We start from the raw sequence: 23,419 nt of genomic DNA on the forward strand, positions 1-23,419 counted from the left end.
AGCATTTCATGAAGGTGGATCTCAATTCGGACATGGGCGAGGGTTTCGGTCCGTACCGGCTATGCGACGACGAAGCGATGATGGATATCGTCACCTCCGCCAACATTGCCTGCGGCTTCCACGCCGGCGATCCCGAAACGATGGCGCGCATGGTGCGCCTTGCCCGGGAAAAGGGGGTGGATGTCGGCGCCCATCCGGGCCTGCCGGACAGGCAAGGTTTTGGCCGCCGGGAACTGCCCTTCGGCCCGGACGAGCTGCGCCAGCAGATGCTGTTCCAGCTCGGCGGGCTGATTGCGATCGCCAAGGCCGAGGGTGTGACGGTTTCGCATGTCAGCTTCCACGCTGCTATGGGAAACATGGTCAACCGCGACCCGGCGCTGGCCGCTGCAATGATGGCGGCGATCCGTGCGGTCGATCCCGATCTCATCGTTTTTGGCACGGCCGACAGCATCATCGAGCGCGCTGCAATCGAGGCCGGGCTGAAGACGCTGACCCTTTTCCTTGCCGACCGCGCCTATGATGCGCAAGGAAAACTCGTGCCGCGCGGCCAACCGGGCGCACTTGTCAAGGAGGAGGCCGCGGTACGCACGCGCGTGCGGCAGTTCCTCCTTGACGGCACCGTCACCGCTATCGACGGAGCCGTCGTCCCCATGCGCGCGCGCTCCATCCTCGTGCACAGCGATACGCCCGGCTCGCTCGACCTCGCCCGCGTCGTGCGCAGCGAGATCGAGGCAGCCGGCGGCGCGGTGACGCCGGTATCCAAGCTTGTGCGATGAGCCCCGTCGCAGACCCCTCATTCCTTCCATCGAGAGCAACGATCATGCCCGCCATTGCCGACCGCCTGAAGAACGTTTCCGTTTCCGCCTCCGCCGCCATGACCCAGCGCGCCCGCGATCTGGCGGCCAGCGGCATCAAGGTCATCAGCCTTTCATCTGGCGAACCCGATTTCGCAACACCGGCCAACGCCATCGAGGCGGCCCATGCGGCAGCCCTTGCCGGCGATACGAAATATCCGCCGCTCGACGGCACGCCGGCGCTGCGCCAGGCCATCGCCCGCAAGTTCAAGCGGGACAACAATCTCGACTACGATCCCTCGGAGATCGTCGTTGCCGGCGGCGGCAAGCAGATCATCTTCAATGCCGTGATGGCCACCTGCAATCCCGGCGACGAGATCGTCATCCCAACGCCCTCCTGGATCAGCTATGCCGATATCGTGACGTTCGCCGGCGGCGTGCCGGTGCCGGTCGACTGCCCACAGCAAAACGGGTTCAAGCTGCGCGCCGAAGATCTTGATGCGGCGATCACGCCGCGCAGCAAATGGCTGTTCCTCAATTTCCCAAACAACCCGACGGGCGCTGCCTGCTCGCAGACGGAGATGAGGGCCATCGCACAGGTTATGCTCAAGCACCCGCACGTCTGGATCATGACCGACGACATGTACGAGCACCTCATCTATGACGGTTTCGAATTCTGCACCATCGCGCAGGTCGAACCACGTCTCAAGGATCGCGTACTGACGGTCAACGGCGCTTCCAAAGCCTTTGCCATGACCGGATGGCGGCTCGGCTTCTGTGGCGGGCCAAAGGACCTCATCAAGGCGATCAGCAACGTCAACGGCCAGAACAGTGGCGGTACGTCGACCATCACCCAGGCCGCCGTTGCGGCTGTGCTTGACGGGCCACAGGACCTGCTCAGGGAACGGGCGGCGATCTACCGGGAGAGGCGCGACTTCGTCGTCGCCCGACTTGGCGAGATCGAGGGCATCCGCTGCCACAAGCCGGAAGGGGCGTTCTACGTCTTCCCAAACATTGCCGACCTGATCGGCCGGACGAGCAGCGGCGGGCGGAAGATTGAGACCGACACCGATTTCGTCCTGGCGCTGCTCGACGAGCATCACGTGACGACCGTGCAGGGCGCGGCCTATGGGATGAGCCCTTTCTTCCGTATTTCCTACGCCACGAGCATGCAACAGCTGGACGAAGCCTGCGGACGCATTGCCGAGTTCTGCTCCGGCCTGCGCTAACTTTGCCCCTTGAGGCGCGCGGTTAGATCCATGAGGATCGACCGCACCGCCAGCGCCGGCTCCGACAGCTCGCTCTGGTCGGAAACGCAGAGCGACAGAGTTTCCTCAATCTTCGGCGCGATCATGCACGAGACAAGCGGCTCGGGGGATTCCGCGATGATCCGCTCGACGATGGCGCGCGGCATGATGGTGGCGCCGACGCCGCTTGAAACGGCGCGCGCCAAGGTGCGGACAACTTCCACCTCCGCCACGACGTTAAGCGAGACGCGGGCGCGAGTGAAGGAAAGATCGATGGCGCGGCGCACGAAATTGTAGGGCGGCGGCAGGAGAAGCGGCAGGTCGTTGAGCGCGCTCACCGGCAGCGGCGCCGCACCTGGCTCGATACGGAAATCGCGGTGGGCGACAAGACGGAACTCCTCTACAAAAACCGGTTCGAAGCGCACACCCTTGATCGGACCCGTGCCATGGATCAACGCCATTTCCAGCCGACCATTCATGATCATCTGGCTGTAGGTCTGACCGACGCTTTCGGTCAGGTGCAGCAGAATGCCGGGATGGCGTTTGCGGGTTTCAGTGAGGAGATCGACGGACAGCGTTGCCGCGCTCGAAAAGGGCACGAGGCCGACCGAGACGCGCCCGACGAGCGTCGAGCCGGCAGCCTTCACGTCGGCCTGCGCCTGCTCCATCTGGCGCAGGACGATCTGGGCGTGGCGATAGACGGCCTTGCCGGCCTCGGTCATGGAGACGCCCTGCTGACTGCGGATCAGGAGCTTCTGTCCGAAATGCTCCTCGAGCGCAGCAAGCTGCTGGCTGAGCGCGGGCTGGGCGATATGCAAAACGTCGGCGGCACGCGTAATGCTACCGGTGTCGACGATGACGATGAAGGATTTGAGACGCCTTGTGTCCATATGCGAGCCTGCCTTGTTTGGCCTCGCATGTTACAGGCCGAAGAGGCCGCGGCAAGCCCATAAGCCTTGCTTATCCATCCAGATTCAAACGGTCTTATCCAGAGCCGGAAAGCTTCGCTACTCTCTTTTCCAACAACAGGGGAACTCCAATGTCATTTTCCGATTACAAAACGGCACTCGTGACCGGAGCATCCTCGGGGATCGGAGCTGCGGTCGTCGAACGGCTCCGGCGCGAGAACCTTAAAGTGCATGCTGTCGCCCGCAGCGCAGGGGCGCTCCAGGAACTGGCCGAACGTACCGGCTGCATTCCCCACGCCATCGACGTCACCGATCGCGCCGCACTCGCCAAACTCGCCGGCGAAATGGAATTCGACATCCTGGTAAACAATGCCGGCGTCGACCGGCCGAAGACGTTCCTCGAAGCAGAGGACGGAGACATCGACCTCCTGGTCGACGTCAATCTGCGTGCGGTCCTCCATCTCTGCCGGCTGATCGTGCCCGGCATGGCTGCGCGCGACCGCGGCCATGTCGTCAACATCTCGTCGATTGCCGGACTCTACAATTTCGGCGGTAACTCCACCTATCACGCGACCAAGGCCGGTGTCAGCATGCTGTCGAACCAGTTGCGGATCGATACGTTCGGCAAGCGTGTTCGGGTGACGGAGATCTGCCCCGGTCGTGTTGCAACCGACATCTTCAGCCACGTGCACGGCAATGATCCGTCGGTGCGGGAACGCTTCATCGACGGTTTCGAGCTGCCGCAGGCCTCCGACATTGCTGAGGCCATCGCCTTCGCGATTGCAGCACCCATTGCCGTCAATATCGGTCACATGGAAATCACCCCGACGCTCCAGGTGATGGGCGGCCTGCAGACGGCGCGTCCGCAACCCAAGGAGCCACAGCCGTGAAGGGCTTCGATCTCGCCGACATCCTCGCCAATCCGGACTATGTTGCCATGCTTGTGCATGGCATCGAGATGACCTTCGTCATCGCCATCTCGTCCTGGCTGCTGGCAATGGGTCTCGCGCTGCTGCTGCTCGCCATCCGCTTTGCGCCAGGCCGCATCGGCAATTCGGTCGTGGCAGCCTACGTTTCCTATCATCGCAACGTGCCGACGCTTGTGCAATTGATGCTCTGGTATTTCGGCATCTATACGATCTTGCCTTCAGGACTGTCCGACTGGCTTTCTGCGCATTTTGCGGAGATGATCTTCGCGATCATCGGACTCGGTCTCTGCCAGGCGGCCTATTTCAGCGAGGACCTGCGCTCGGGCCTGCGCTCGGTCGATCCGGGCCAGATGGAAGCGGCGCGCGCGCTTGGCCACGGCTACGTCTCGGCCATGCGCTTCGTGCTGATCCCGCAGGGCGTGCGCAACGCGCTGCCAGCCCTCGTCAACCACAGCGTGTCGCTCTTCAAGAACAGCAGCCTTGCCATCGTGATCGGGGCCCCGGAACTCAGTCATGCCATCAAGGAGATCGACAACCTTAGCTTCCGTACGTTCGAGATCTACCTGATCGGCACGCTTCTCTACCTCGTCTTCTCCCTGATGATCATGGCCGCCGGCGCCTACCTCACCTGGCGGGCCGATCCCGCGAACGGAGCCGGACGATGATCCACGACCTGATCGCCATCATCGACGACTACTGGCTGCTGCTCCTCATCGGACAATATCCGAACGGACCACTCGGCGGCCTTGCCAATACACTGATCCTCTCGGCCTTGAGCATCGCAATCGCCTTTCCGTTCGCCATCCTGCTCGCCTTCGCGCGCCTTTCGACATATCGGATGCTGCGTTGGCCGGTGACGGTGCTGGTCTATGTGACGCGTGGCGTGCCTTTGTTGATGCTGGTGCTGTGGAGCTATTTTCTCGTGCCGCTTCTGACGGGTGCCGACGTGCCGAGCTTTTACACCATGCTCGCCACCCTCGTCGTCTACCAGGGCGCGTTCCTCAGCGAAATCATCCGCGCCGGCATTGTCGCTTTGGGGCAGGGGCAAATGGATGCGGCCCGCGCCCTTGGCCACAGCTACTTCGGCGCGATGCGCTACGTCATCCTGCCGCAGGCGCTCTACAACATGATCCCGAGCATGCTGTCGACCTTCGTCGCAACGATCAAGGACACGACACTCGGCTACGTCATCAATGTGCCGGACCTGACCTTTGCTGCCAGCCAGGTCAACAATCAGCTCCTCACGCAGCCCTTCCAGGTCTTCCTGATCCTTGCGCTGACCTACTACGTCATCTGCTGGTCCCTCACCGCGCTCACCAATGTCATCGAGCGGCGGATCACGCGCCGGCGCGCAGGGCTTGCCTCGAAGCGCCGCCAACTTGCGATTTCCCTGACACCCAATGCGACGGAGCAGCCATGACCGCTTCACTATCCACATCCCGGAGGGATCAGACGATCCGGCTTGCCGATGTCCGCAAGAGCTACGGCGACTATGACGTGTTGAAAGGTATCGACGCTACGGTTTCGCGCGGCGAAGTGGTCGTCATCTGCGGACCGTCGGGCTCGGGCAAGTCTACGCTGATCCGCACCGTGAACCGACTGGAAGAGATCAACAGCGGCTCGATCTTCTTCGAGGGTGAGGACATTCACGCGCCGATGAGTGGCCGGGAGTTGAACCGCCTGCGCAGCCGCATCGGTTTCGTCTTCCAGAGCTTCAACCTCTTTCCGCATCTTTCCGCAGTGGACAACATCGCCATGTCGCCGATCCGCGTGAAGGGCGTAGCGCCCGCCGAAGCGCATGAAAAGGCGCTGAAGCTCCTCGATCGCGTCGGCCTTCGCGAAAAGGCGGACTCCTATCCAGCGCAACTCTCCGGCGGCCAGCAGCAGCGCGTAGCGATTGCCCGGGCGCTCGCGATGGAGCCGCCTGTCATGCTTTTCGACGAGCCGACGAGCGCGCTCGATCCGGAAATGGTCGGCGAAGTCCTGAACGTGATGAAGTCACTGGCGGCCGACGGCATGACCATGATGTGCGTCACGCATGAAATGGGTTTTGCCCGCGACGTCGCCGACCGCATCTGGTTCATCGACAGCGGCCAGATCATCGAAGCGGCAACGCCGGACGAATTTTTCAAAAGCCCGAAACATCCCCGCGCGCAGCGGTTCCTCGCAGACCTGCGTCACTGATACAAACCACGAAGGAGAACAGTTATGAAGTGCAGGCATCTCATCCTCTCGGCGACAGTCGCGGCGGCCGCGCTCGCCGGCCCGGTCAAGGCCGACCAGCTCAACGACATCATGACGAACAAGACGCTGCGTTGCGCGACCTTCGCGGACGTGCCGCCATTTGCTTCGCCCGACGCGAAGACCCGCGAAATGGTCGGCTTCGACGTCGACCTTTGCGGCGCGATCGCCCGCGAACTCGGTGTGAAAGCCGAGATCAAGCCGGTTTCGGTCGAAGCCCGCGTTCCCGAAGTCAAGCTGGGTCGCGTCGACATCACCGTGGCAAACCTCGCCTATACCAAGAGCCGTGCCGAGCAGATCCAGTTCAGCGATCCCTACTACCTCGCCAAGGAAATGCTGATCGTGCCGGCAGATGACCCAGGCAAATCGAAGTCCGACTATGTCGGGCAGCGCATCGCATCCACCAAGGGCTCGACCTCGGAAATGTCCATCAAGCTCAACAAGTCCGAACCGCTGACCTTCCAGGACACCGCCTCGGCCTATCTGGCCGCCCAGCAGGGCAAGGCGCGCGGCATGGTCGCCAACACCATGACGACGACCAAGCTGGTCAATTCTTCGAAGACAAAGGGCAAGGAGATGCGAATGATCCCCGAACCGATGTTGTTCCAGCCGATCGGCATCGGCATGGCAAAGGACCAGCCGGCGCTGACGGCCAAGATCAACGAGGTGCTTCACAAGCTCGATGACAGCGGCGAGATCAACAAGATCTGGGATAAGTGGCTCGGCCCGGACACCGAATACAAGATGACCCGCACCGACAAGGTCGCGCCGCTCTCCGAGCTGAAATTCGACCCGATCCCCTGACAAACGGTCTGGCTGCCCGTTTTTGCGAATGGATCGAACACCTCAAACGGCGGGCTCTATGCCCGCCGCGACGTCCAACCGTGGGAAAAATCATGACGCATATCAAGAAAATGCCCGTCCGCCGGCCCGCCACCGAAATCGACGCGCTCGCCAAATTCTCGCCGGCAACCATCCACGAGGCGCAGGGGCGCCGCGGGGCGCTCTCCTCCCGCATCAAGCCGGTCGACTACCGTATGAAGCTATGCGGCCCGGCTTTCACCGTGCGCTGTGCGCCGCGCGACAACATCATGCTTCAACTCGCAATCAATTATGCCCAACCCGGTGACATCATCGTCGTCTCGGCGGGTGAGTATGAGGAGGCGGGTTCCTTCGGCGACGTGCTCGCCAATGCCTGCCTTGCAAAGGGTATCGGCGGACTGGTGACGGACAGTGGCGTGCGCGACACACTGCAACTGCGCGAGCTCGGCTTTCCGGTCTTCTCGCTCAGCGTCTGCATCAAGGGGACCGTCAAGGAGACCTTGACGTCCACCAACGAACCGATCGTCGTCGGTGGAGAGCTCATCCATCCAGGCGACATCATTGTCGGCGATGCCGACGGACTGGTCGTCGTCCGCCAGGAGGAGGCACGCGAAGTGGCCAGGCTTTCGAAGGCGCGTGAAGAGGCCGAGGCCGAATACATCGCCGCCTACAAGGCAGGCAAATCGGTGATCGAAGTCAGCAAGCTGGAGGCGGTGCTGAAAGCGAAGGGTCTTATCGTCGAGGCGTAGGGACAAAATCATGAGCAAAATTGAGCTGTTGCAAATCGGACCTTACCCTGCATGGGACGAAGAACGGTTGAATACGACCTTCACCATGCACCGCTATTTCGAGGCTTCGGACAAGACGGCGTTCCTTGCATCGCACGGCGCCGGCATTCGCGGCATCGCCACGCGCGGCGAGCTTGGGGCCAACCGCGCCTTGATCGAAGCGCTGCCGGAGCTGGAGATCATCTCGGTCTACGGCGTCGGCTTCGACGCGGTGGACCTTAACGCGGCGCGCGAACGCAGCATCCGCGTCACCAATACGCCTGACGTTCTCACCAAGGACGTCGCCGATCTCGGCGTCGCCATGTTGCTTGCGCAGGCACGCGGCGTCATTGGCGGCGAACGTTGGGTCAAGAGCGGCGACTGGGCGAGGAAAGGCCTTTATCCGCTGAAGAGCCGCGTGCACGGCAAACGTGTCGGCATTTTGGGCCTCGGCCGCATCGGCTTTGAGGTGGCAAAACGCCTTGCCGGCTTCGAAATCGACATCGCCTACAGCGATACCGGCCCGAAGGATTACGCAAAGGATTGGGCCTTCATCGCCGATCCGGTGGAACTTGCCGCCCGTTCCGATTTCCTCTTCGTCACGCTCGCCGCCTCTGCCGAGACGCGCCACATCGTCGGCCGAAAGGTCATCGAGGCGCTTGGCGAGGAGGGGATGTTGATCAACATCTCACGCGCCTCTAACATCGATGAAGAGGCTCTGCTCGATGCACTGGAAAAGAAGGCCCTGGGCTCGGCGGCGCTCGATGTCTTCGAGGGCGAGCCGAAGCTGAACCCGCGCTTCCTTGCGCTCGACAACGTGCTCTTGCAGCCGCATATGGCATCCGGCACGGTTGAGACCCGCAAGGCGATGGGCCAGCTCGTCTTCGACAACCTTTCGGCCCATTTCGAGGGCCGGCCGCTGCCAACCCCGGTTCTGTGAGGACCACGATGAAAGCAATCGTCATCCATGCGGCAAAGGATCTCCGCATCGAGGACCGGGAGCCGGAAAAGCCCGGTCCCGGCGAGGTGGAGATCCGCCTTGCCGCCGGCGGAATCTGCGGCTCTGACCTGCATTACTACAATCACGGTGGCTTCGGCACGGTGCGCCTGAAGGAGCCCATGATCCTAGGCCATGAAGTTGCCGGCCATGTCGCGGCGCTCGGCGATGGCGTTTCAAAGCTTGCCGTCGGCGACCTCGTCGCCGTCTCTCCATCGCGCCCCTGCGGCGCCTGCGACTATTGCCTCGAGGGCCTGCCCAATCATTGCTTCAACATGCGCTTTTATGGCTCTGCCATGCCTTTCCCGCATATCCAGGGTGCCTTTTGTGAACGGCTCATTGCCAGGGCCAGCCAGTGCGTGAAGGCCGACGGCCTTGACGCCGGACAGGCGGCGATGGCCGAACCGCTGTCGGTGGCGCTGCATGCCACTCGTCGCGCCGGCGAGATGCTCGGCAAGCGGGTGCTCGTGACCGGCTGCGGGCCGATCGGTACCTTGTCGATCCTTGCTGCCCGCCGGGCGGGCGCCGGTGAAATCGTCGCGGCCGATCTTTCAAAAAAGGCGCTCGGCTTTGCCCGCACGGTCGGCGCGGACCGTACGGTCGACCTGTCGGAAGACCGGGACGGCCTTGCCGGCTACAGCCAGGACAAGGGCTATTTCGACGTCCTCTACGAATGCTCCGGCGCCGCGCCGGCGCTCGTTGCCGGTATCCATGCTCTGCGCCCACGCGGCGTAATCGCCCAACTCGGCCTCGGCGGTGAAATGAGCCTTCCGATGATGGCGATCACGGCGAAGGAACTGGACCTGCGCGGCTCCTTCCGTTTCCACGAGGAGTTCACGGTCGCCGTCAGACTGATGCAGGGCGGCCTGATCGACGTCAAACCGCTGATCACCCATACGCTGTCGCTTGTCGATGCCCTGAAGGCCTTCGAGATTGCCTCGGACAAGGGGCAGTCGATGAAGACGCAGATCGCGTTTGCTTGAGGAAGGACAGATGAGCATTCAACTTTTCGACATGACGGGCAGACGGGCCCTCGTCACCGGCTCCTCCCAGGGCATTGGCTATGCGCTGGCAAAAGGTCTTGCCGACGCTGGTGCCGAGATCATCCTCAACGGCCGCGACGAGGCGAAGCTGAAGGCGGCGGCCGCAAGCCTCGGCGTGAAACACACGCTCGCCTTCGACGCCACGGATCATGAGGCCGTGCGCAAGGCTATCGATGACTTCGAGGCGCAAGTCGGTGCCATTGACATCCTTGTCAACAATGCCGGCATGCAGCACCGCACACCGCTTGAAGATTTCCCCCCCGATGCCTTCGAGCGATTGTTGAAGACCAACATCTCCACGGTGTTCAATGTCGGCCAGGCGGTTGCGCGTCACATGATCAAACGCGGTGCCGGCAAGATCATCAATATCGCCAGCGTCCAGACCGCGCTTGCCCGCCCCGGCATCGCGCCCTATACGGCGACCAAGGGCGCCGTCGGCAACCTGACCAAGGGAATGGCGACCGACTGGGCGAAGTATGGTCTGCAATGCAATGCGATCGCCCCGGGCTATTTCGACACGCCGCTGAACGCTGCCCTGGTCGCCGATCCGACTTTCTCAGCCTGGCTGGAAAAGCGCACGCCGGCCGGCCGCTGGGGCAAGGTGGAGGAGCTGGTCGGCGCCTGTATCTTCCTCTCGTCTGACGCTTCCTCCTTCGTGAACGGACATGTGCTCTATGTCGACGGCGGCATCACGGCCTCACTCTGAGATGTTCCGGCGCATCGTGCTGATGGGCGTCGCGGGCTCGGGAAAGTCCGCCGTGGGTGCGGTGCTTGCCGCTCGTCTGAGTGCGATCTACCTTGATGGCGACGACCTGCATCCGCCCGAAAACATCGCCAAGATGAGCCGCGGCGAACCACTGACCGACGAAGACCGTAAGCCATGGCTTACCATCGTTGGCCACAGGCTTGCAGAACCGCATGGCACCCTCATCGTCGGCTGTTCGGCGTTGAAGCGTCGCTACCGCGACCACATACGCACGCAAGCGCGTGCACCTGTCATCTTCGTCCATCTCGCCGGCAGACAGGAGCTGATCGCCGCCCGCATGGGCGCCCGCTTCGGCCACTTCATGCCGATGAGCCTCATCGACAGCCAGTTCGCAGCTCTCGAGCCGCCAGAAGCGGACGAAAACGCAATCACCGTCGACATCGACTATACGATCGAAGCGGTTGTTGCCGCCATCGCAGCCAGGCTGGAAGATCTTTTGTCGTAGCGATCAATTTGCCCGATCGGCTGGCCGAACCATTGCCTGGCTCTATCGAAGTTCGAATAGACGCCAGCGAAGCAACGGCAGCTTCGAGTAACAGAAACAGATCCCCCCGGCCCCCAGCAAGGCCAGCAGGACGACGAGGAGTGCAAGGGTCATCATGGAATTCGTCCGCAGGTTTTGACTGTGCTTAAGCTGGACGGCCGGTCGCAAGAAGGACCCGACGTTGCGCTCTTATGGCAGAAGGATGGTCCGTTCAGTTGATGGTTTCGCAGGGCAGCAGTATTCCGTAACTGGGATCGATCCATGTGAGTTCGTCCTTGATTTCAGAGACGCCGGCAACGTTCTCTGCAGCCACCCGTGCGGCGGCTCTGACGCGCTCGTCGACGATCGTCCCGCTCAGGGTGACAACTCCATCCTCGACACCGACATGGATGAGGCCGTTACGAGCCCACTGCTGGGTGCGCAGTTCCGCCTCGACATTTGATCGGATTGTCTGGTCGTCGATCGGAAACACGCAGACCGCGCGAGTCTGCCTGAGTGGCTTCAGAAAGTCCTTCGTCGTAACAATCCCGACGAGGTGACCTCCCACAACGACGGGCAGTCGCTTTACCCGCGTTTGCTCCATCAATTCGGCGGCTTCGGCCAAGGTGGCATAGGGCGACACCGTGACGAGTTGCCGGGACATGACTTCGCGGACCCTCCTGCCGTTTGCACTCACGTACTCGTCGACGACCTTGCCGGGGCTCGTGAGAAGCTGGAGCCACCAGGAGCGGCGCTTCTCGGTTTGCACTTCGGCGCGTCGCAAAAGATCGGTGTCGCTGATCACGCCAACCAGTGCCCCGTTGCGATCAACAACCGGGAGTGCGCTTATGCGGTGGGTCAGCATCAGTTCGGCGGCGTCGATCACGGTTGCTGCTTCATCGATAACGATGACGTTGTCTGTCATGATGTTGCTTATGCGCATTGTCTCATCCTTACGAGGATCTGGCGCCTGTGCCCTGAGACTGGCACGAACTCGGCCCACATGCTTTGAGTGGCGGTCCGTTCTCGGCTGAAAGGCAAAATGCCAGTTCGCCGTCATTTGCGATCATCGCGCTCCTCCTGTCCGCATGCAATGACTATTAGCCCGTCACGCAAGGCGCTCATTGACGCAGCGCAAACTAGTCGAAAGTCCAAGCTGGACGGCCATGGGGTCAGAAGGCGCCGACTGTCAGCAACACGCAAAACCCAAACAAAGCCGCAGATCCACAACGTCTGGCGACGAGCGGCATTTCGTCAGCGTCTCCGAGCACGGCGCGACCGATCGACAGCCAAATGCACGAGGCTCCAGTTGCCGCGATCAGGAACGCGGTCAGTACGTCGAAAGCGATGATGCTCCGGGGTGGAAGCATCGTGAGCGCGATGATGATCGCTTTCGGATTGAGGAGTGTTGTCGTCACAAGCTGCCTAACACCCAGCCCGGATGGATCGACCTTGCCATGTATGCCCCACAGCTTCAATGCGAGGTAAAACACCCATGTGGCTGACGCTAGCTTGACGCCTTGGGATACGGCCGGGTGATGTTGAAGGAAAGGACCTGCGAATGAGGAAATGGGTAGGATAACGACGAGATAGGACAGAAGAACCGCGGCCACCAGCACGCCCATACGCGACAGTGTCAGCCCGAGCGAGGTCATTGCCAGGATCGCGTTCGTCGGGCCAGGCAAAACAAGGAGTGCGAAAACACTAGCTGCAAACGCGAAAATATCCATTCGGAAATCCTTGAACAATTCTCGGCGCTCTCTTGCACGCTTTCCGCCAGCTGTAATTGACCTAAATCATTTACCGAGGAACCTTTCCTCTTTTGTTCGCTTCATGCGATCGAACCGAAGGTGCTGCAATGCCTCGCTTGATCTGGTTTATCCTCACCCGTTTCATGACAGGATTTGCACTCGGCTGTGCGACGGGTCTTTGGATCTGGAACATGTATATCTGCGGCTCTGAGCACGGAATGGCGTTGTCAGGTTCCCTGATTGCTCAAGTCTTCTTCACCTACCTGTTTGCCAGCACGATGGGCATAGGCTACATGGCGACGGCGCTCTGGACGGAAGAACTCTAAGGGGCGCGAGATGCAGTTTCCGTTGTCCATACTGGCTCGACGACGTCTGAAGCCGCCAAGCTCTGCATCGGCTTTGCGGTGACGCGAGCCGGGGGCAGCAGTCATTGCCCAACCGCGAGCGCCTCACGACAGCGATCGCGCCTGGTTAGTGATCGAGCCTCACGTCGTGCGGCTACTGGCCGTTGCCCCAGTCCGATGCGCTCGCAGCATGCCGACGGCGCCAACGCCGTACGTCTTCTGCCGTCAGTTCCAGGGGGCGAGCAAGGTTTGCGTCTGGGCACTTGTCGAGCGCAATGTCGCGAAAGATCTGGATGCATTCCAAGAAACGCTCGGCCGTGGCTCGGGGAGGCGATGCGACGCTTAGAATCCCTCTTCTCGTCACCGTCACTGGCCGGGATTTTCGGTCCTCAACGCTGAGAACAAACGACCCTTTTCGACTGAGCGGATCGAATGCGACGACGCCCACACTTCCTGCAATGAACTCACTCATCGGCAAAGCCCCCGTCTTGCCGTAGTGCTTGATACTACGGCAGATCTGTTGAAAACGTAGCTGCGCCAGGCGTCTGCGTGGGAAAGAAAAGCTTCCAACGTCGCCTGTGGCTCTCCGGCGGCAGACGCGCCGGAACCAATGAACTCCAGGATGTCGATGCGCCGGTTCTTATTCCTGTCATCCATCACAGTGACCTCGCCGATGCTTGAGGCAGCCTGGTCGCGGCATCGCGCAAGTCCGATCGGTTGTAGGAGAACGCCCTCAATAACTGCGAACCGAGACGCGCCTGCTCGGCCATGTCGTCGAAAATCATTGCTGCCTCTTCGATTTCGCCCTGATCTGTTGCCGGACCGAACTGGTCCAGTTCCATCAGCAGTTCCATCAGCGTGGTGACCTTCGTGCGCTGCCGCACCGCCGACAAGAAAAGCTCGGCGACGACAGCCGCGCGCTCTTTGGGCCGCAAGTTGAGCAAGACCTCCCCGACGACCGACGAGCAGCCACAGTCGAGGTCTGGCCTCCTCGCAAACGCCTTGATCTGGCGCAGGGCGGAACGCGTGCGCGCATCGGCGGCGCCGGCGCCGGCCTTTTGATGTCCTTTGGTCATCGCGCCAATCCTTCTGCGTTTCTAAGCCGCGCTATCCATTCTGCCCCGGCGCGACCGTGGTGGAATCCGTTGGAGAGCGGGAGGTCGGGATGAATATCTCGCAGCCTGAAGGCTGCTTGTTTGGATCCGATGCTGCTATCGAGAAGGTCGCGGTATACCCTCGCAACGGCGCTCATGTCGCAATTCTGGGGAGACAGCCTCAGCGACCGGATGCCGAGGGAGAGCGTTTCTCCGGGCTCGTCGAGGAGTGCCTGACAGGAGTGCGAGACGGTCTGCACTCCGTTGAGAGCAAGGAAGGGTTGCCCGGAAAGGGTGTTTACCAGCAGCCCGTCAGGGTCCTCTTGGCAGACAAACTGACAGTTGTCCTTGGTGCGGCCCTTCGATCTGGCATGAGCGCAGCGCGCCGAGATCGCGAGCGGGATCCGACCGAATGCGAAGAGCTCGAAACCAATCCCGGGGCAGGATTTCGTGATCTGGGCGACCGACGCCGCCGGCAATTCCGGTGGCAGGCAGATTTCTCTGGCCCCGTTTCGCGCCAGGACCTTCGCGGCCGCACCATTATAGACGTTGACGAAAGGTCCGATTGCATGGGACCGGCCCTTCAGCATCTGCAGCGCAGATAGGTCGTTTGCTTCGACCAGTCGGGTATCGTCGTCCACAAGTGATCGTTGGTAGCTCGCTTCCCGATCGAGGGTCACCAAGGCAAGGGTCGAGAGCCTTACCTCTTTTCCGGCGGCTTCAAGCCGCTCGACCACCGCTGCGAACTCGGACTCCATGAAATGAAGCCGCTTCGAACACACAGTCTCCCCGACGACGACGACGTCGACCGGCGCTTCGTCAGCGATCTGAAAATAGAAGTCACGCCAGCGGGCCGTCGACCAGAGGTAGAGCAGGGGACCGAGCGTCAGTTTAAGGGAGGACGTCATGCGATCATCTCCAGCGTTTCTCGTAAGCGCCATGGGTCGTTTGCTGGCCTTCGCTCAATGCTTTCAGACGGCTCATCAGAGCGGCGCGCTCAGGCGCAGCAGCATTCAGCGTCGCGCGCAGGGTAGAAACGACCTCCGATATGTACGCCTTGCCACGCTGTCGCCCTTCGACCTTCAGCGCTTTCACTCCGGCTGCACGGAGCTCGTCGAGCTGATCCATCACGTCCAGTGACACGGGATCCTCGAAAGCGTAGGTCTTGCTTTCTGCGATTTCGAAGCGTCCCTTGCACAATGTCGGGTAGCCTGTCGGCTCGTTCGCCGAGAACCTGTTGATCGTGAAACTGCCGAGCTCCGACATCATGTCACTGCCCGCCTGGCGATACCTGACGTGGCTGGCCGGTGAGCAGACGCCGTTCATGTTTGGCGACTTGCCGGTGGCGTAGGAGGAGAGAGAACAACGGCCCTCCGCCATGACGCAAAGGCCGCCGAAGACGAAAACCTCGAGCTCGCAAGCCACACGCCGGGAAATGCGCGCAATATCCGATATGGTTAGGGTTCTCGGCAGAACGACGCGCTGAGCGTTGAAGTTCTCGACGAGGTAGCTGAGTGCGTCCGGGTTGGAGGCTGACGCCTGAACGGAAATGTGCAAGCGCTGCTGCGGAAGCCGTTCCGCCACGTGGGCCATAAGGCCAAAATCGGCGACGATCAGAGCGTGGGCGCCCGCATCCGTTGCTTCGTGTGCTCGCCGATACCAGAGGTCCTCTTTCCCGGCGGTCATGAAAGTGTTCAGTGCAACGAACGTCTTCACATTGCGCGCTCGCGCATAGCCGATTGCTTCGCGAAGCTCGGAAAGCTCGAAGTTCAATCCAGGGAAGTTGCGCGCATTGGTCTCGTCACGAAAGCCGCAGTAAACGGCATCGGCGCCTGCCTCGACGGCTTCGCGGAACGAGGAGGGGGTTCCGGCAGGGCAAATCAGCTCCATGCGACACCGTGCGCCTTCAGGGCCTGTCGTCTGATTGACGAGAGGAGGCCCGACACCGAAGACTTCAGTGGCCCGGAAAAGCTCCCGACCGTTTTCGCCAGATCGATCTCGTTGTCATCGAGTGCGTTTCGAAGCGCCAGGATTGCTTCCATGTCGCCGCTTACCGCAAGCTTGCGTCCAAAGAAGATTGCGTCTCCATCGACACGCCCTTCCGCAAGAGCCAGCATGAGGAATAAAGGGCCGGTGATCGTTGCGTCAGTGGCAAGCGCGGCACCTCGCCGAACTGTTTGAATGTCGCGAGACCCCGGCCGGATGGAGAAGGCGAAGGGAAGATCGGTCGGGACGAATCCGAAACGGGACTGGCTATATTCTCCCAACCGGTCGAACAAATTGGGGTGGGTTTTAAGAACCTGCTGGAAGAGCATGGATGCGATGCGCGCTGCGATCGGCAACGGCACCATATGCACTGGGGCCATCAGACGGTGGAAGGCAAACATTGAGGCCTCTTCAATTGGACGAGGCATCCTAGGGTCAATTGCACCGCCGCTATTTGATCTGTGACAAAGACAGCGCTTGTTTCCTCATTGATTGCATCGTCAATGCGCAACGACGATTTCAAAATTCAACGGCACAGCGACTTGCAATCTTTTCTGCGGGAGCTCGATCAGCGCCGACTGCTCGTTGTCGTGAACGAGCCAGTTTCCCTCGTTCACGAAATGACCGCGCTGCATCAAAAGGTTCTCAGTGAGAACGGCCCTGCGCTTCTCTTCAAGAAACCGATCGATGCAGATGGCCGGTGTTCTCCGGTGCCGGTCGTTGCAAACCTCTTCGGCACCAGGGAACGCATCGCGCTGGGGTTTGGTCTTGGGGAAGGCGGACTGCAGCGTTTGGGGGATGAACTCGCGCAGATGCAGCGTCCCGAGCCACCGAAGTCGCTCTCCGATGCCTGGAGCAAGCTCCCCATGCTGAAGGCAGCCATCAGCATGCGGCCGCGACATCGACGAGCAGCGCCGTCCCAGGACGTCGTCTACCAGGGCAAGGATATCGATCTTGGAATGCTCCCGGTGCAATGGTGCTGGCCGGGCGAGCCTGCTCCGCTCATCACTTGGCCCTTGGTCATTACGCGAAGCCCTGACGACCCGAGCGACATCAACGTCGGCATTTACCGCATGCAGGTTCGAGACCCGGCTTCGCTGATCGTCCGGTGGCTTGCCCATCGCGGCGGCGCAAAGCACCATCGACAATGGCAACGAAAGGGATTGGACATGCCGATTGCGATCGCGATCGGGGCCGACCCTGCCACTTTGCTTGCGGGCGTCATTCCCCTGCCAGAAGGTATGAGCGAGCTAAATTTCGCCGGTCTTCTTCGGGGAGCAAGGACTGACGTCAGCAAGGCAGTGACGGTCCCGCTTCCGGTACCGGCGAACGCCGAAATCATCCTTGAGGGCGTGGTGTCCGCCAAAGAGACGGCACCGGAAGGGCCCTATGGCGACCACACCGGCTACTACAATTCGGTCGAATCCTTTCCCGTCGTGCGATTGTCCGCCATCACGACCAGGCGTTCACCGGTCTATCTGTCGACCTATACAGGTCGCCCGCCCGACGAACCCTCGCGCCTGGGAGAGGCAATGATCGAGCTTTTCGTCCCGATAGCAAAACGCCAGTTTCCCGAGATAGAGGATCTGTGGCTGCCGCCGGAAGCCTGCTCGTACCGTGCAGCCGTCGTTTCGATCGACAAGAGGTATCCGGGGCAGGCCCGCCGGGTGATGATGGGCCTTTGGGGGATGCTTTCCCAGTTCAATTACACCAAGCTCATAATCGTCGTCGATCCCGACATCTGCGTGCGTAGCTGGGAAGACGTCATGTGGGCGGTATCCACTCGTTTCGACGCTGCCAGAGACCTCGTCGTCATCGAAAACACCCCCATCGACTATCTGGACTTTGCTTCGCCCAAGGCCGGATTGGGAACTAAGATGGGGATCGATGCGACAAACAAGATCGCGGCCGAGACTGAAAGGGAATGGGGCCGCGAGCTTCGGATGTCGGATGAACTGACCCAGAAGGCATCGGTAATGTGGGATAGGATCAAGCATGACATCATCGGATGAACGCCTCAATGTGGTTCTCGCAGTTACCGGAGCCTCCGGTGCAGCGCTCGGAGTGGCCGTATTGGACCAGCTTGCCGATATCGGCGCTAAGGTTCATCTGGTCGTGTCGGACGGCGGCAAGCGAACGCTCGCGCACGAAGTCGGGACCGAGGCTCACGGCAAGATGCTGATCAAGGCCCACCGACATTACGACAACAGGAACATTGGGGCTGCAATTGCCAGCGGCTCCTATCCTGTCGCAGGCATGATCATCGCTCCGTGTTCGATGAAAAGTCTCGCAGCCATCTCGACCGGTCTTTCAGACAGCCTGGTGGCACGCGCTGCCGATGTCCAGCTCAAGGAACGTCGCCGCCTTGTTCTCATGACACGCGAGACGCCCTTGCACCTGGGACACCTGCGAAATATGACGTCAGCGACGGAAATGGGGGCAGTCGTGATGCCTCCGGTCCCCGCGTTTTATAATCGACCTCAGGTGATCGAAGACATCGTCGATCACCTTGCTCGCCGGGCAATCGATCTGCTCGGGCTACCGGTTCCCCGCCTCGCGACGGCGTGGCAGGGAGAATCAAACGCTCGCTCAGCCGATGACCGCCAGGGGGTCGGCTCCGAAAAGCATGCTGTGGCCGCCGCCCAAAAGTAGCCAGGCGACTGTTAGGCCAGCGAAAGCTGCGGCGAGCAGAAGGGGCCGGTCGACCGCTGGCCGCGCCCCTCGTAGGAAGGCTGCGACTGGCCAGATTGACGTTTGTGCGGACAACAGCGCCCAGTCTTTGCCGAGCCGTCGCTTGGCCCGCTTTTCAGCCATCGGAATAGAGGCCAGAGCGAATGCTGCGAATCCGCCGAACAACAGCACCGACCGCAAGTCACCGTTAGCGACCAGGTGTCCGATCGCCCAGAGCGCAAAGCCCCATAGAACCGGATGCCTCGTAATCCCCGTGACTGCTTCAAGATTGGAGCCTGAGCGAACCGAAACCGACAGCGGGTTCCCACTCAGTAGTCCGGCCAGCACCAGAAAGATGCCCAAGGGCGCGAGGACGAACGTGACGCCCGCATGCCATGGTCGAAGCTCCCAAAGTGGAATGTAGTCAAGGGATAGAGCGGCTGCGAAGACCCAGATCAGCACAATCGTCGAAACGAGGGAATAGCCGACAAAATAGGTCGGCCTGCCGACGCGCGCTATGATGCCCGTACGGATCGCCGGAACCGCCGGGACTGAGTGGAGAATTAGGAAAACCGCGAATGCGGACACGAATGCGATCATGTTACCTCCTTTTCTACGGCAGTCGTAGCAGATACGCGCGATGCTCATTTTGATCAGGGTCAAGCAGAGGTAGAACTTGAATTCACCAGTAAAAGAAAGGAGCCGGCACCGCGTTGCGCTTCGCAGGGCATTAGTCGCCAATCGTTGGTCAACGCTTGCAGGTGTCTTAGAAGCCTTTGCCAATCGGTGCCCGGCGCGGGCGAGGTGAGACCTCGACGCCGCGTTACCCGTCTTTGCGCCAGCGCAAAGATCTGGCCCTTTTCCCTGATAAAGGTGACGAGATTAGTCATCTTTAAGGGATCATCGTCATGTTTCGTGCCTCCTGCCTTTGCTTTGCTCCAATCCTTTATGCGGCGACACCTCTCGTCCTGCACGCCGCAGAATACCCAATTGGCGAACCAAAGGTCTTTTCCGGCATGGAGGTCGCGGCAGTCTATCTGCAACCGATCGAGATGGATCCACCCGGAATGATGCCGCCGGCCGATCAGTCGGATATTCATCTGGAAGCCGACATACACGCGACCGAGACCAACACGAACGGGTTTGCGGAAGGCGACTGGGTGCCCAATCTTCACATCGAATACAGCGTCAAGAACGACGACACCGGAAAGGAGGAATCCGGCGCCCTTGAAGCCATGGTAGCCAGCGACGGACCGCACTATGGCGACAATGTGAAACTTTCGGGGCCCGGCCGCTATACGCTGGCACTGACTGTCCATCCCGGCGGACATGGAGACATGGCATTTGGTCGCCATGTCGACAAGGAAACCGGCGTCGCGCCGTGGCCCGAGGCGTTTACGCTGACCTACGAGTTCGTCTTCGCCGGCGTTGGCAAGAAGGGAGGCTACTAATGAGCCAGCTGGCTTTCCCGTCCTTCCTGGCCGGTTTTGTGCTTGTTGCGGCGACGCTTCCAGCAGCGGCAGATCAGGAATATCCAACATTCGAGGTACACTTCAGCAATGGTATCGTATCGCCGTCCGTGATCGAGGTGCCGGCCAACAGTCGCTTCAAGTTGGAACTGCGCAACGAGGGCTCCACACCCATCGAATTTGAAAGCACCGCGCTGCGCAAGGAAAAGGTGCTCGCGCCGGGAGCCTCGAGTTTCATAGTCTTCCACCCATTGGATCCCGGAAACTACGCTTTCTTCGATGATTTTCATCTGGACATGCCCCCTGCGAGGATTGTCGCCAGATGACCCTCAGCATGTCCGCGCAATCCTTCCAGATCGCGTTCGTGGTCTGGCGGGAATCTCTTGAAGCGCTTCTCGTCGTCGGCATCCTGGTGACATGGTCCTTGAAGAGCGCGCCCGACAAGGGCCGACTGGCCATGCGCGCAATTGCTGCCGGCGTAGTATGCGGGCTGGTGCTCGCGACTGCCCTTGCGGCTTTGACCAACCATGCCGCGAGCGCGTTCAACGGCCACGTCGAGGACATCGTTCAGATGCTCATAGCCTTCGCGGCCTGCCTTCTTATCATAAGAATAGTATTTTGGATGCGTCGCATCGAGAAGGGCGCCACCGACGACCTGTGTGCCCAGGCGATGGCTCGCACCAGCGGCCAAGATTGGCTCGGCCTTGTTGCGCTAACGGCACTTGCCATGGCGCGGGAGGGTGCGGAGACGGTCCTCTTTCTTTATGGCATACTCTCACCGACAGAGGTTAATCTTGGACGCGGCGTCTTGCCCGCAGGTGCAGGCCTGCTGTTTGCTGCGGCCACCTATTGGTCCTTCAAGCTTGGTTCTTTCGGCATACCGAAGAGGACATTTCTTGGCGTCAGCCAAGGCTTGCTGCTGGCCCTGGGAAGCGGTCTCATGATGACCGCTATCGACAAGGCGATTTCCATTGAACTCGTCTCCCCGATGTCCGCGCCCCTATGGGATTCCAGTTGGCTTCTCGACGACTCCAGCGGATTTGGCGCGTTTCTGGCCGGCGTCATCGGCTATCGTTCGCGACTAGAGCTGTTGCCGGTCCTTGGAATGGCAATTTACTGGGCAACGACCTCCTTTGCCTTTGTCCGACCAATTGATGCAAGGCTTTCGGCATGAGCCCTATGAGAGCGAGGGCCGACGCGCTGGTCGCGGGTGTCGGAGATCTGCTTGTGCGCCACAAGGCATTCATCCGACGCCTGCAGTGGACGACGATTGTCCTTTACGCTGTTCTCCTCGTGCTGCCCCTGCTTTTACCGCTTCCCACGAACCGGGATTTCATGTGGAATAACCTCACGCGCTTCGCGCAATTCGTCTTCTGGGGACTCTGGTGGCCGTTCGTGATCCTCGGAACCGCTCTGATCGGTCGCTTCTGGTGCGGACTTCTATGCCCCGAAGGAGCCCTTTCGGAGTTCGCTAGCGAAAGAGGTGCGGGAAGGGCGATCCCGAGCTGGATGAAGTGGTCGGGCTGGCCGGTCGTGTCATTTATCTCGACGACCGTCTATGGCCAGCTTACAAGCATCTATCAGTATCCCAAGCCTGCCGCATTATTGCTGGGCGGATCCACTTTGGTCGCGATGGTCGTCGGTGCGCGCTATGGCAAGGCCAAGCGGGTCTGGTGCCGGTTCTTATGCCCGGTGAGCGGCGTCTTTGGCCTCGTAAGCAAGATCGCGCCCTTGCATTTCAAAGTGGAGACCGAAGTCTGGAGGCGGCCCGCAACACAGGTTGGCGCGATCGCCGCCGTCAACTGCGCTCCCTTGATACCGATCAAAACCATGCAGGGCGGCTCGGCCTGCCACATGTGCGGACGGTGCAGCGGTCACAGGGGTGCCATCCGGCTTGCATGGCGAAGACCTGCCAATGATATCGTGTACGCCTCGGGGAGGGCCGCCACACGCTTCGAGACGTTTCTGATCGTGCCGGTGTTGCTCGGCCTCGTGCCAGCCGCGCTCCACTGGTCCAGCAGCAGCCTGTTTGTGTCCATCAGACAATGGCTGGCGGAGCTGTGTGTGAGCGCGCACTGGATCTGGCCGCTGTCGGTTCGCCTGCCTTGGTGGGTGCTCACAAACTATCCGTCGGCAAGCGACGTCATGACGGTCATTGATGGCCTGTCGCTGCTGGTGTTGATCGCAATGTCTGGCGTGCTGGCGTCTATCATGTTCGTTGTTGCGCTGGTTGTTTGCTCTTTCGTCCTTGGCCGGGGCCGCCATGTCATCCACCATCTTGCGCAAGCACTGATCCCGGTGGCGGCCGCCGCGCTCTTTTGCGGCTTGCTGTCATTGACGATCACGCAGCTCCGCTCCGATGGCATCGATCTGCTGTTCATCGACCGAGGCCGGGGGATCATCGTACTTCTTGCCGGCGCCTGGTCGGTGGCAATAGCCAGTCGAATAGCGGCACTGTACACCGCAAGCGTCCCGCGCCGAGCGCTCGCAACGACGCTTATATCCATTCCGACGATTGCGTTCTCATGGGGATGGCTCGTCGTCTTCCTATCCTAATTTAGCAGGGCGAGTTTCAAAAACCTCGAGACGGATCCAAACCAAAGGCCCGCGACGCCGTCAACTGGCGGAGCTATGCCGATGCCGGGTGACTATGAAGAGGGCGCACGACATCATCCCCGTTCCAATAGCAGATGTCACCAAGAGGCTGGACGCAGCTACCCAAAGTGTGATTCCAAAGCTCAGTCCCATGGTTGTGACTGCAGCAAGCTTAGCCTTGCGAGGAATGGCGCGATTGCGACGCCATGCCTTTACTGATTTGCCCGACGTCGGATGCGACAGGAGCCACCTTTCAAATCGAGCGAGGTGCGGGCGAAAATGGCCGCTTGTAGAGCGACAATCTGGATGAGATCAGCGCGACAATCTGGATGAGATTCTGGTGTCGCGGTCGTCGGCGACGGTATCATGGTGATTGTCGCTTGCAAGGGCCTCGTCGGCTTCTGAATGTCGCGCAGCGTCAATCTCGGCGGCATTTCTCATTGTTGCGAAGGCCGCTGGCCTGCCGCGCTGACGTTTGGCTTCCATGGCGGATCGACGCCGGTAGCTTTCGACATTCATCTCAAAGATGGTCG

General features: G+C 60.7%; 28 protein-coding genes and 1 pseudogene. 19 read left to right on the forward strand and 10 right to left on the reverse strand.

The window, feature by feature from the left end; all coding sequences use genetic code 11:
- The first annotated feature begins 8 nt into the window (after positions 1-8).
- A complete protein-coding gene (locus tag ATY80_RS19895; protein WP_088694040.1) occupies positions 9-776 on the forward strand; it encodes a 5-oxoprolinase subunit PxpA in 768 nt (255 codons plus the stop codon).
- Positions 777-820: 44 nt separating this feature from the next.
- Positions 821-2,023 (forward strand): pyridoxal phosphate-dependent aminotransferase, encoded by a 1,203-nt coding sequence (locus ATY80_RS19900; RefSeq protein WP_088694041.1) that lies wholly within the window; start codon positions 821-823, stop codon positions 2,021-2,023.
- Here ATY80_RS19900 and nac read toward each other — a convergent pair.
- On the reverse strand, positions 2,020-2,931 hold the full coding sequence (gene nac / locus ATY80_RS19905; RefSeq protein ID WP_088694042.1) for a nitrogen assimilation transcriptional regulator NAC: 912 nt from the start codon (positions 2,929-2,931) through the stop codon (positions 2,020-2,022). The genes ATY80_RS19900 and nac overlap by 4 nt on opposite strands.
- Positions 2,932-3,080: 149 nt before the next feature.
- Between nac and ATY80_RS19910 the strand changes: the two genes are divergently transcribed.
- The 10 genes from ATY80_RS19910 (at position 3,081) to ATY80_RS19955 (ending at position 10,959) form a co-directional block, all read left to right on the forward strand.
- Positions 3,081-3,839: an SDR family oxidoreductase gene (locus tag ATY80_RS19910; RefSeq protein ID WP_088694043.1), complete on the forward strand. Its 759-nt coding sequence runs from the start codon at positions 3,081-3,083 to the stop codon at positions 3,837-3,839.
- Positions 3,836-4,543 (forward strand): amino acid ABC transporter permease, encoded by a 708-nt coding sequence (locus tag ATY80_RS19915; RefSeq protein ID WP_088694044.1) that lies wholly within the window; start codon positions 3,836-3,838, stop codon positions 4,541-4,543. The genes ATY80_RS19910 and ATY80_RS19915 overlap by 4 nt, the downstream gene beginning before the upstream one ends.
- Positions 4,540-5,298: an amino acid ABC transporter permease gene (locus tag ATY80_RS19920; protein ID WP_088694045.1), complete on the forward strand. Its 759-nt coding sequence runs from the start codon at positions 4,540-4,542 to the stop codon at positions 5,296-5,298. Before ATY80_RS19915 ends, ATY80_RS19920 begins: the two co-directional genes overlap by 4 nt.
- The gene (locus ATY80_RS19925; protein WP_088694046.1) at positions 5,295-6,062 is read left to right on the forward strand and encodes an amino acid ABC transporter ATP-binding protein; all 768 of its coding nucleotides are present in this window, start codon (positions 5,295-5,297) and stop codon (positions 6,060-6,062) included. The genes ATY80_RS19920 and ATY80_RS19925 overlap by 4 nt, the downstream gene beginning before the upstream one ends.
- 111 nt (positions 6,063-6,173) lie before the next feature.
- A complete protein-coding gene (locus tag ATY80_RS19930) occupies positions 6,174-6,923 on the forward strand; it encodes an ABC transporter substrate-binding protein (protein ID WP_245306901.1) in 750 nt (249 codons plus the stop codon).
- 92 nt (positions 6,924-7,015) lie between these two features.
- The gene (locus ATY80_RS19935; RefSeq protein WP_088694048.1) at positions 7,016-7,690 is read left to right on the forward strand and encodes a 4-carboxy-4-hydroxy-2-oxoadipate aldolase/oxaloacetate decarboxylase; all 675 of its coding nucleotides are present in this window, start codon (positions 7,016-7,018) and stop codon (positions 7,688-7,690) included.
- Between the two features lie 10 nt (positions 7,691-7,700).
- Positions 7,701-8,648, forward strand: coding sequence for a 2-hydroxyacid dehydrogenase (locus ATY80_RS19940; RefSeq protein WP_088694049.1), 948 nt, complete (start codon positions 7,701-7,703; stop codon positions 8,646-8,648).
- An 8-nt stretch (positions 8,649-8,656) separates the two neighbouring features.
- The gene (locus tag ATY80_RS19945) at positions 8,657-9,688 is read left to right on the forward strand and encodes an L-idonate 5-dehydrogenase (RefSeq protein WP_088694050.1); all 1,032 of its coding nucleotides are present in this window, start codon (positions 8,657-8,659) and stop codon (positions 9,686-9,688) included.
- Positions 9,689-9,698: 10 nt separating this feature from the next.
- A complete protein-coding gene (locus tag ATY80_RS19950) occupies positions 9,699-10,454 on the forward strand; it encodes an SDR family oxidoreductase (RefSeq protein WP_088694051.1) in 756 nt (251 codons plus the stop codon).
- 1 nt (position 10,455) lies between these two features.
- Complete coding sequence (locus tag ATY80_RS19955) at positions 10,456-10,959, forward strand: gluconokinase, GntK/IdnK-type (protein WP_245306893.1); 504 nt, start codon at positions 10,456-10,458, stop codon at positions 10,957-10,959.
- 250 nt (positions 10,960-11,209) lie between these two features.
- Here the strand turns inward: ATY80_RS19955 and ATY80_RS19960 are convergent, their stop codons facing one another.
- A complete protein-coding gene (locus ATY80_RS19960; RefSeq protein ID WP_088694052.1) occupies positions 11,210-11,920 on the reverse strand; it encodes a CBS domain-containing protein in 711 nt (236 codons plus the stop codon).
- Positions 11,921-12,149: 229 nt separating this feature from the next.
- A complete protein-coding gene (locus ATY80_RS19965) occupies positions 12,150-12,707 on the reverse strand; it encodes a threonine transporter RhtB (protein WP_088694095.1) in 558 nt (185 codons plus the stop codon).
- Between the two features lie 128 nt (positions 12,708-12,835).
- On the opposite strand from ATY80_RS19965, the gene ATY80_RS19970 reads away from it, so the two are divergent.
- Complete coding sequence (locus tag ATY80_RS19970) at positions 12,836-13,054, forward strand: hypothetical protein (protein ID WP_088694053.1); 219 nt, start codon at positions 12,836-12,838, stop codon at positions 13,052-13,054.
- Positions 13,055-13,728: 674 nt separating this feature from the next.
- Here the strand turns inward: ATY80_RS19970 and ATY80_RS19975 are convergent.
- The 4 genes from ATY80_RS19975 to ATY80_RS19990 are packed head-to-tail and all read right to left on the reverse strand — an operon-like array spanning position 13,729 to position 16,553.
- A complete protein-coding gene (locus ATY80_RS19975; RefSeq protein WP_088694054.1) occupies positions 13,729-14,148 on the reverse strand; it encodes a hypothetical protein in 420 nt (139 codons plus the stop codon).
- Positions 14,145-15,074, reverse strand: coding sequence for a U32 family peptidase (locus tag ATY80_RS19980; protein ID WP_088694055.1), 930 nt, complete (start codon positions 15,072-15,074; stop codon positions 14,145-14,147). Before ATY80_RS19980 ends, ATY80_RS19975 begins: the two co-directional genes overlap by 4 nt.
- A gap of 4 nt (positions 15,075-15,078) precedes the next feature.
- Positions 15,079-16,056, reverse strand: a complete 978-nt coding sequence (locus ATY80_RS19985) for a peptidase U32 family protein (protein ID WP_088694056.1) — start codon at positions 16,054-16,056, stop codon at positions 15,079-15,081.
- Positions 16,047-16,553: an SCP2 sterol-binding domain-containing protein gene (locus ATY80_RS19990; RefSeq protein ID WP_088694057.1), complete on the reverse strand. Its 507-nt coding sequence runs from the start codon at positions 16,551-16,553 to the stop codon at positions 16,047-16,049. Before ATY80_RS19990 ends, ATY80_RS19985 begins: the two co-directional genes overlap by 10 nt.
- A 102-nt stretch (positions 16,554-16,655) precedes the next feature.
- On the opposite strand from ATY80_RS19990, the gene ATY80_RS19995 reads away from it, so the two are divergent.
- Together ATY80_RS19995 and ATY80_RS20000 are read left to right on the forward strand one after the other, a co-directional pair.
- Positions 16,656-18,164 carry a UbiD family decarboxylase gene (locus ATY80_RS19995; RefSeq protein ID WP_088694058.1) on the forward strand — a complete coding sequence of 503 codons (1,509 nt, stop codon included), beginning with the start codon at positions 16,656-16,658 and terminating at the stop codon, positions 18,162-18,164.
- Entirely contained in the window at positions 18,148-18,804 is a 657-nt protein-coding gene (locus ATY80_RS20000; RefSeq protein ID WP_088694059.1) for a UbiX family flavin prenyltransferase, read from the forward strand. Before ATY80_RS19995 ends, ATY80_RS20000 begins: the two co-directional genes overlap by 17 nt.
- Here the strand turns inward: ATY80_RS20000 and ATY80_RS20005 are convergent.
- On the reverse strand, positions 18,742-19,422 hold the full coding sequence (locus ATY80_RS20005) for an NnrU family protein (RefSeq protein ID WP_088694060.1): 681 nt from the start codon (positions 19,420-19,422) through the stop codon (positions 18,742-18,744). The two genes, ATY80_RS20000 and ATY80_RS20005, sit on opposite strands and share 63 nt — an antisense overlap.
- A 308-nt stretch (positions 19,423-19,730) precedes the next feature.
- Between ATY80_RS20005 and ATY80_RS20010 the strand changes: the two genes are divergently transcribed.
- From ATY80_RS20010 to ATY80_RS20025, 4 genes are read left to right on the forward strand one after another with little or no spacing between them, the layout of a single operon-like run.
- The gene (locus ATY80_RS20010; RefSeq protein WP_088694061.1) at positions 19,731-20,273 is read left to right on the forward strand and encodes an iron transporter; all 543 of its coding nucleotides are present in this window, start codon (positions 19,731-19,733) and stop codon (positions 20,271-20,273) included.
- Positions 20,273-20,617, forward strand: coding sequence for a cupredoxin domain-containing protein (locus ATY80_RS20015; protein ID WP_088694062.1), 345 nt, complete (start codon positions 20,273-20,275; stop codon positions 20,615-20,617). The genes ATY80_RS20010 and ATY80_RS20015 overlap by 1 nt, the downstream gene beginning before the upstream one ends.
- Positions 20,614-21,465, forward strand: coding sequence for an FTR1 family protein (locus ATY80_RS20020; protein ID WP_088694063.1), 852 nt, complete (start codon positions 20,614-20,616; stop codon positions 21,463-21,465). The genes ATY80_RS20015 and ATY80_RS20020 overlap by 4 nt, the downstream gene beginning before the upstream one ends.
- A complete protein-coding gene (locus ATY80_RS20025) occupies positions 21,462-22,847 on the forward strand; it encodes a 4Fe-4S binding protein (RefSeq protein ID WP_088694064.1) in 1,386 nt (461 codons plus the stop codon). Before ATY80_RS20020 ends, ATY80_RS20025 begins: the two co-directional genes overlap by 4 nt.
- A 60-nt stretch (positions 22,848-22,907) precedes the next feature.
- Here the strand turns inward: ATY80_RS20025 and ATY80_RS29745 are convergent, their stop codons facing one another.
- The gene (locus ATY80_RS29745) at positions 22,908-23,129 is read right to left on the reverse strand and encodes a DUF454 family protein (protein WP_088694065.1); all 222 of its coding nucleotides are present in this window, start codon (positions 23,127-23,129) and stop codon (positions 22,908-22,910) included.
- Between the two features lie 69 nt (positions 23,130-23,198).
- Positions 23,199-23,419 (reverse strand): annotated as a pseudogene (locus ATY80_RS29255) (hypothetical protein); the annotation flags it as partial.

The organism is Rhizobium sp. R711, assembly GCF_002211365.1.
Classification (GTDB): domain Bacteria; phylum Pseudomonadota; class Alphaproteobacteria; order Rhizobiales; family Rhizobiaceae; genus Rhizobium.

Excerpts from the sequence above, each read along its gene's own strand:
- ATY80_RS19895 (WP_088694040.1), top strand. The coding sequence starts at position 9 with ATGAAGGTGGATCTCAATTCGGACATGGGCGAGGGTTTCGGTCCGTAC.
- ATY80_RS19900 (WP_088694041.1), top strand. The coding sequence starts at position 821 with ATGCCCGCCATTGCCGACCGCCTGAAGAACGTTTCCGTTTCCGCCTCC.
- nac (WP_088694042.1), bottom strand. The coding sequence starts at position 2,931 with ATGGACACAAGGCGTCTCAAATCCTTCATCGTCATCGTCGACACCGGT.
- ATY80_RS19910 (WP_088694043.1), top strand. The coding sequence starts at position 3,081 with ATGTCATTTTCCGATTACAAAACGGCACTCGTGACCGGAGCATCCTCG.
- ATY80_RS19920 (WP_088694045.1), top strand. The coding sequence starts at position 4,540 with ATGATCCACGACCTGATCGCCATCATCGACGACTACTGGCTGCTGCTC.
- ATY80_RS19925 (WP_088694046.1), top strand. The coding sequence starts at position 5,295 with ATGACCGCTTCACTATCCACATCCCGGAGGGATCAGACGATCCGGCTT.
- ATY80_RS19930 (WP_245306901.1), top strand. The coding sequence starts at position 6,174 with ATGACGAACAAGACGCTGCGTTGCGCGACCTTCGCGGACGTGCCGCCA.
- ATY80_RS19935 (WP_088694048.1), top strand. The coding sequence starts at position 7,016 with ATGACGCATATCAAGAAAATGCCCGTCCGCCGGCCCGCCACCGAAATC.
- ATY80_RS19940 (WP_088694049.1), top strand. The coding sequence starts at position 7,701 with ATGAGCAAAATTGAGCTGTTGCAAATCGGACCTTACCCTGCATGGGAC.
- ATY80_RS19945 (WP_088694050.1), top strand. The coding sequence starts at position 8,657 with ATGAAAGCAATCGTCATCCATGCGGCAAAGGATCTCCGCATCGAGGAC.
- ATY80_RS19950 (WP_088694051.1), top strand. The coding sequence starts at position 9,699 with ATGAGCATTCAACTTTTCGACATGACGGGCAGACGGGCCCTCGTCACC.
- ATY80_RS19955 (WP_245306893.1), top strand. The coding sequence starts at position 10,456 with ATGTTCCGGCGCATCGTGCTGATGGGCGTCGCGGGCTCGGGAAAGTCC.
- ATY80_RS19960 (WP_088694052.1), bottom strand. The coding sequence starts at position 11,920 with ATGCGCATAAGCAACATCATGACAGACAACGTCATCGTTATCGATGAA.
- ATY80_RS19965 (WP_088694095.1), bottom strand. The coding sequence starts at position 12,707 with ATGGATATTTTCGCGTTTGCAGCTAGTGTTTTCGCACTCCTTGTTTTG.
- ATY80_RS19970 (WP_088694053.1), top strand. The coding sequence starts at position 12,836 with ATGCCTCGCTTGATCTGGTTTATCCTCACCCGTTTCATGACAGGATTT.
- ATY80_RS19975 (WP_088694054.1), bottom strand. The coding sequence starts at position 14,148 with ATGACCAAAGGACATCAAAAGGCCGGCGCCGGCGCCGCCGATGCGCGC.
- ATY80_RS19980 (WP_088694055.1), bottom strand. The coding sequence starts at position 15,074 with ATGACGTCCTCCCTTAAACTGACGCTCGGTCCCCTGCTCTACCTCTGG.
- ATY80_RS19985 (WP_088694056.1), bottom strand. The coding sequence starts at position 16,056 with ATGGAGCTGATTTGCCCTGCCGGAACCCCCTCCTCGTTCCGCGAAGCC.
- ATY80_RS19990 (WP_088694057.1), bottom strand. The coding sequence starts at position 16,553 with ATGTTTGCCTTCCACCGTCTGATGGCCCCAGTGCATATGGTGCCGTTG.
- ATY80_RS19995 (WP_088694058.1), top strand. The coding sequence starts at position 16,656 with ATGCGCAACGACGATTTCAAAATTCAACGGCACAGCGACTTGCAATCT.
- ATY80_RS20000 (WP_088694059.1), top strand. The coding sequence starts at position 18,148 with ATGACATCATCGGATGAACGCCTCAATGTGGTTCTCGCAGTTACCGGA.
- ATY80_RS20005 (WP_088694060.1), bottom strand. The coding sequence starts at position 19,422 with ATGATCGCATTCGTGTCCGCATTCGCGGTTTTCCTAATTCTCCACTCA.
- ATY80_RS20010 (WP_088694061.1), top strand. The coding sequence starts at position 19,731 with ATGTTTCGTGCCTCCTGCCTTTGCTTTGCTCCAATCCTTTATGCGGCG.
- ATY80_RS20015 (WP_088694062.1), top strand. The coding sequence starts at position 20,273 with ATGAGCCAGCTGGCTTTCCCGTCCTTCCTGGCCGGTTTTGTGCTTGTT.
- ATY80_RS20020 (WP_088694063.1), top strand. The coding sequence starts at position 20,614 with ATGACCCTCAGCATGTCCGCGCAATCCTTCCAGATCGCGTTCGTGGTC.
- ATY80_RS20025 (WP_088694064.1), top strand. The coding sequence starts at position 21,462 with ATGAGCCCTATGAGAGCGAGGGCCGACGCGCTGGTCGCGGGTGTCGGA.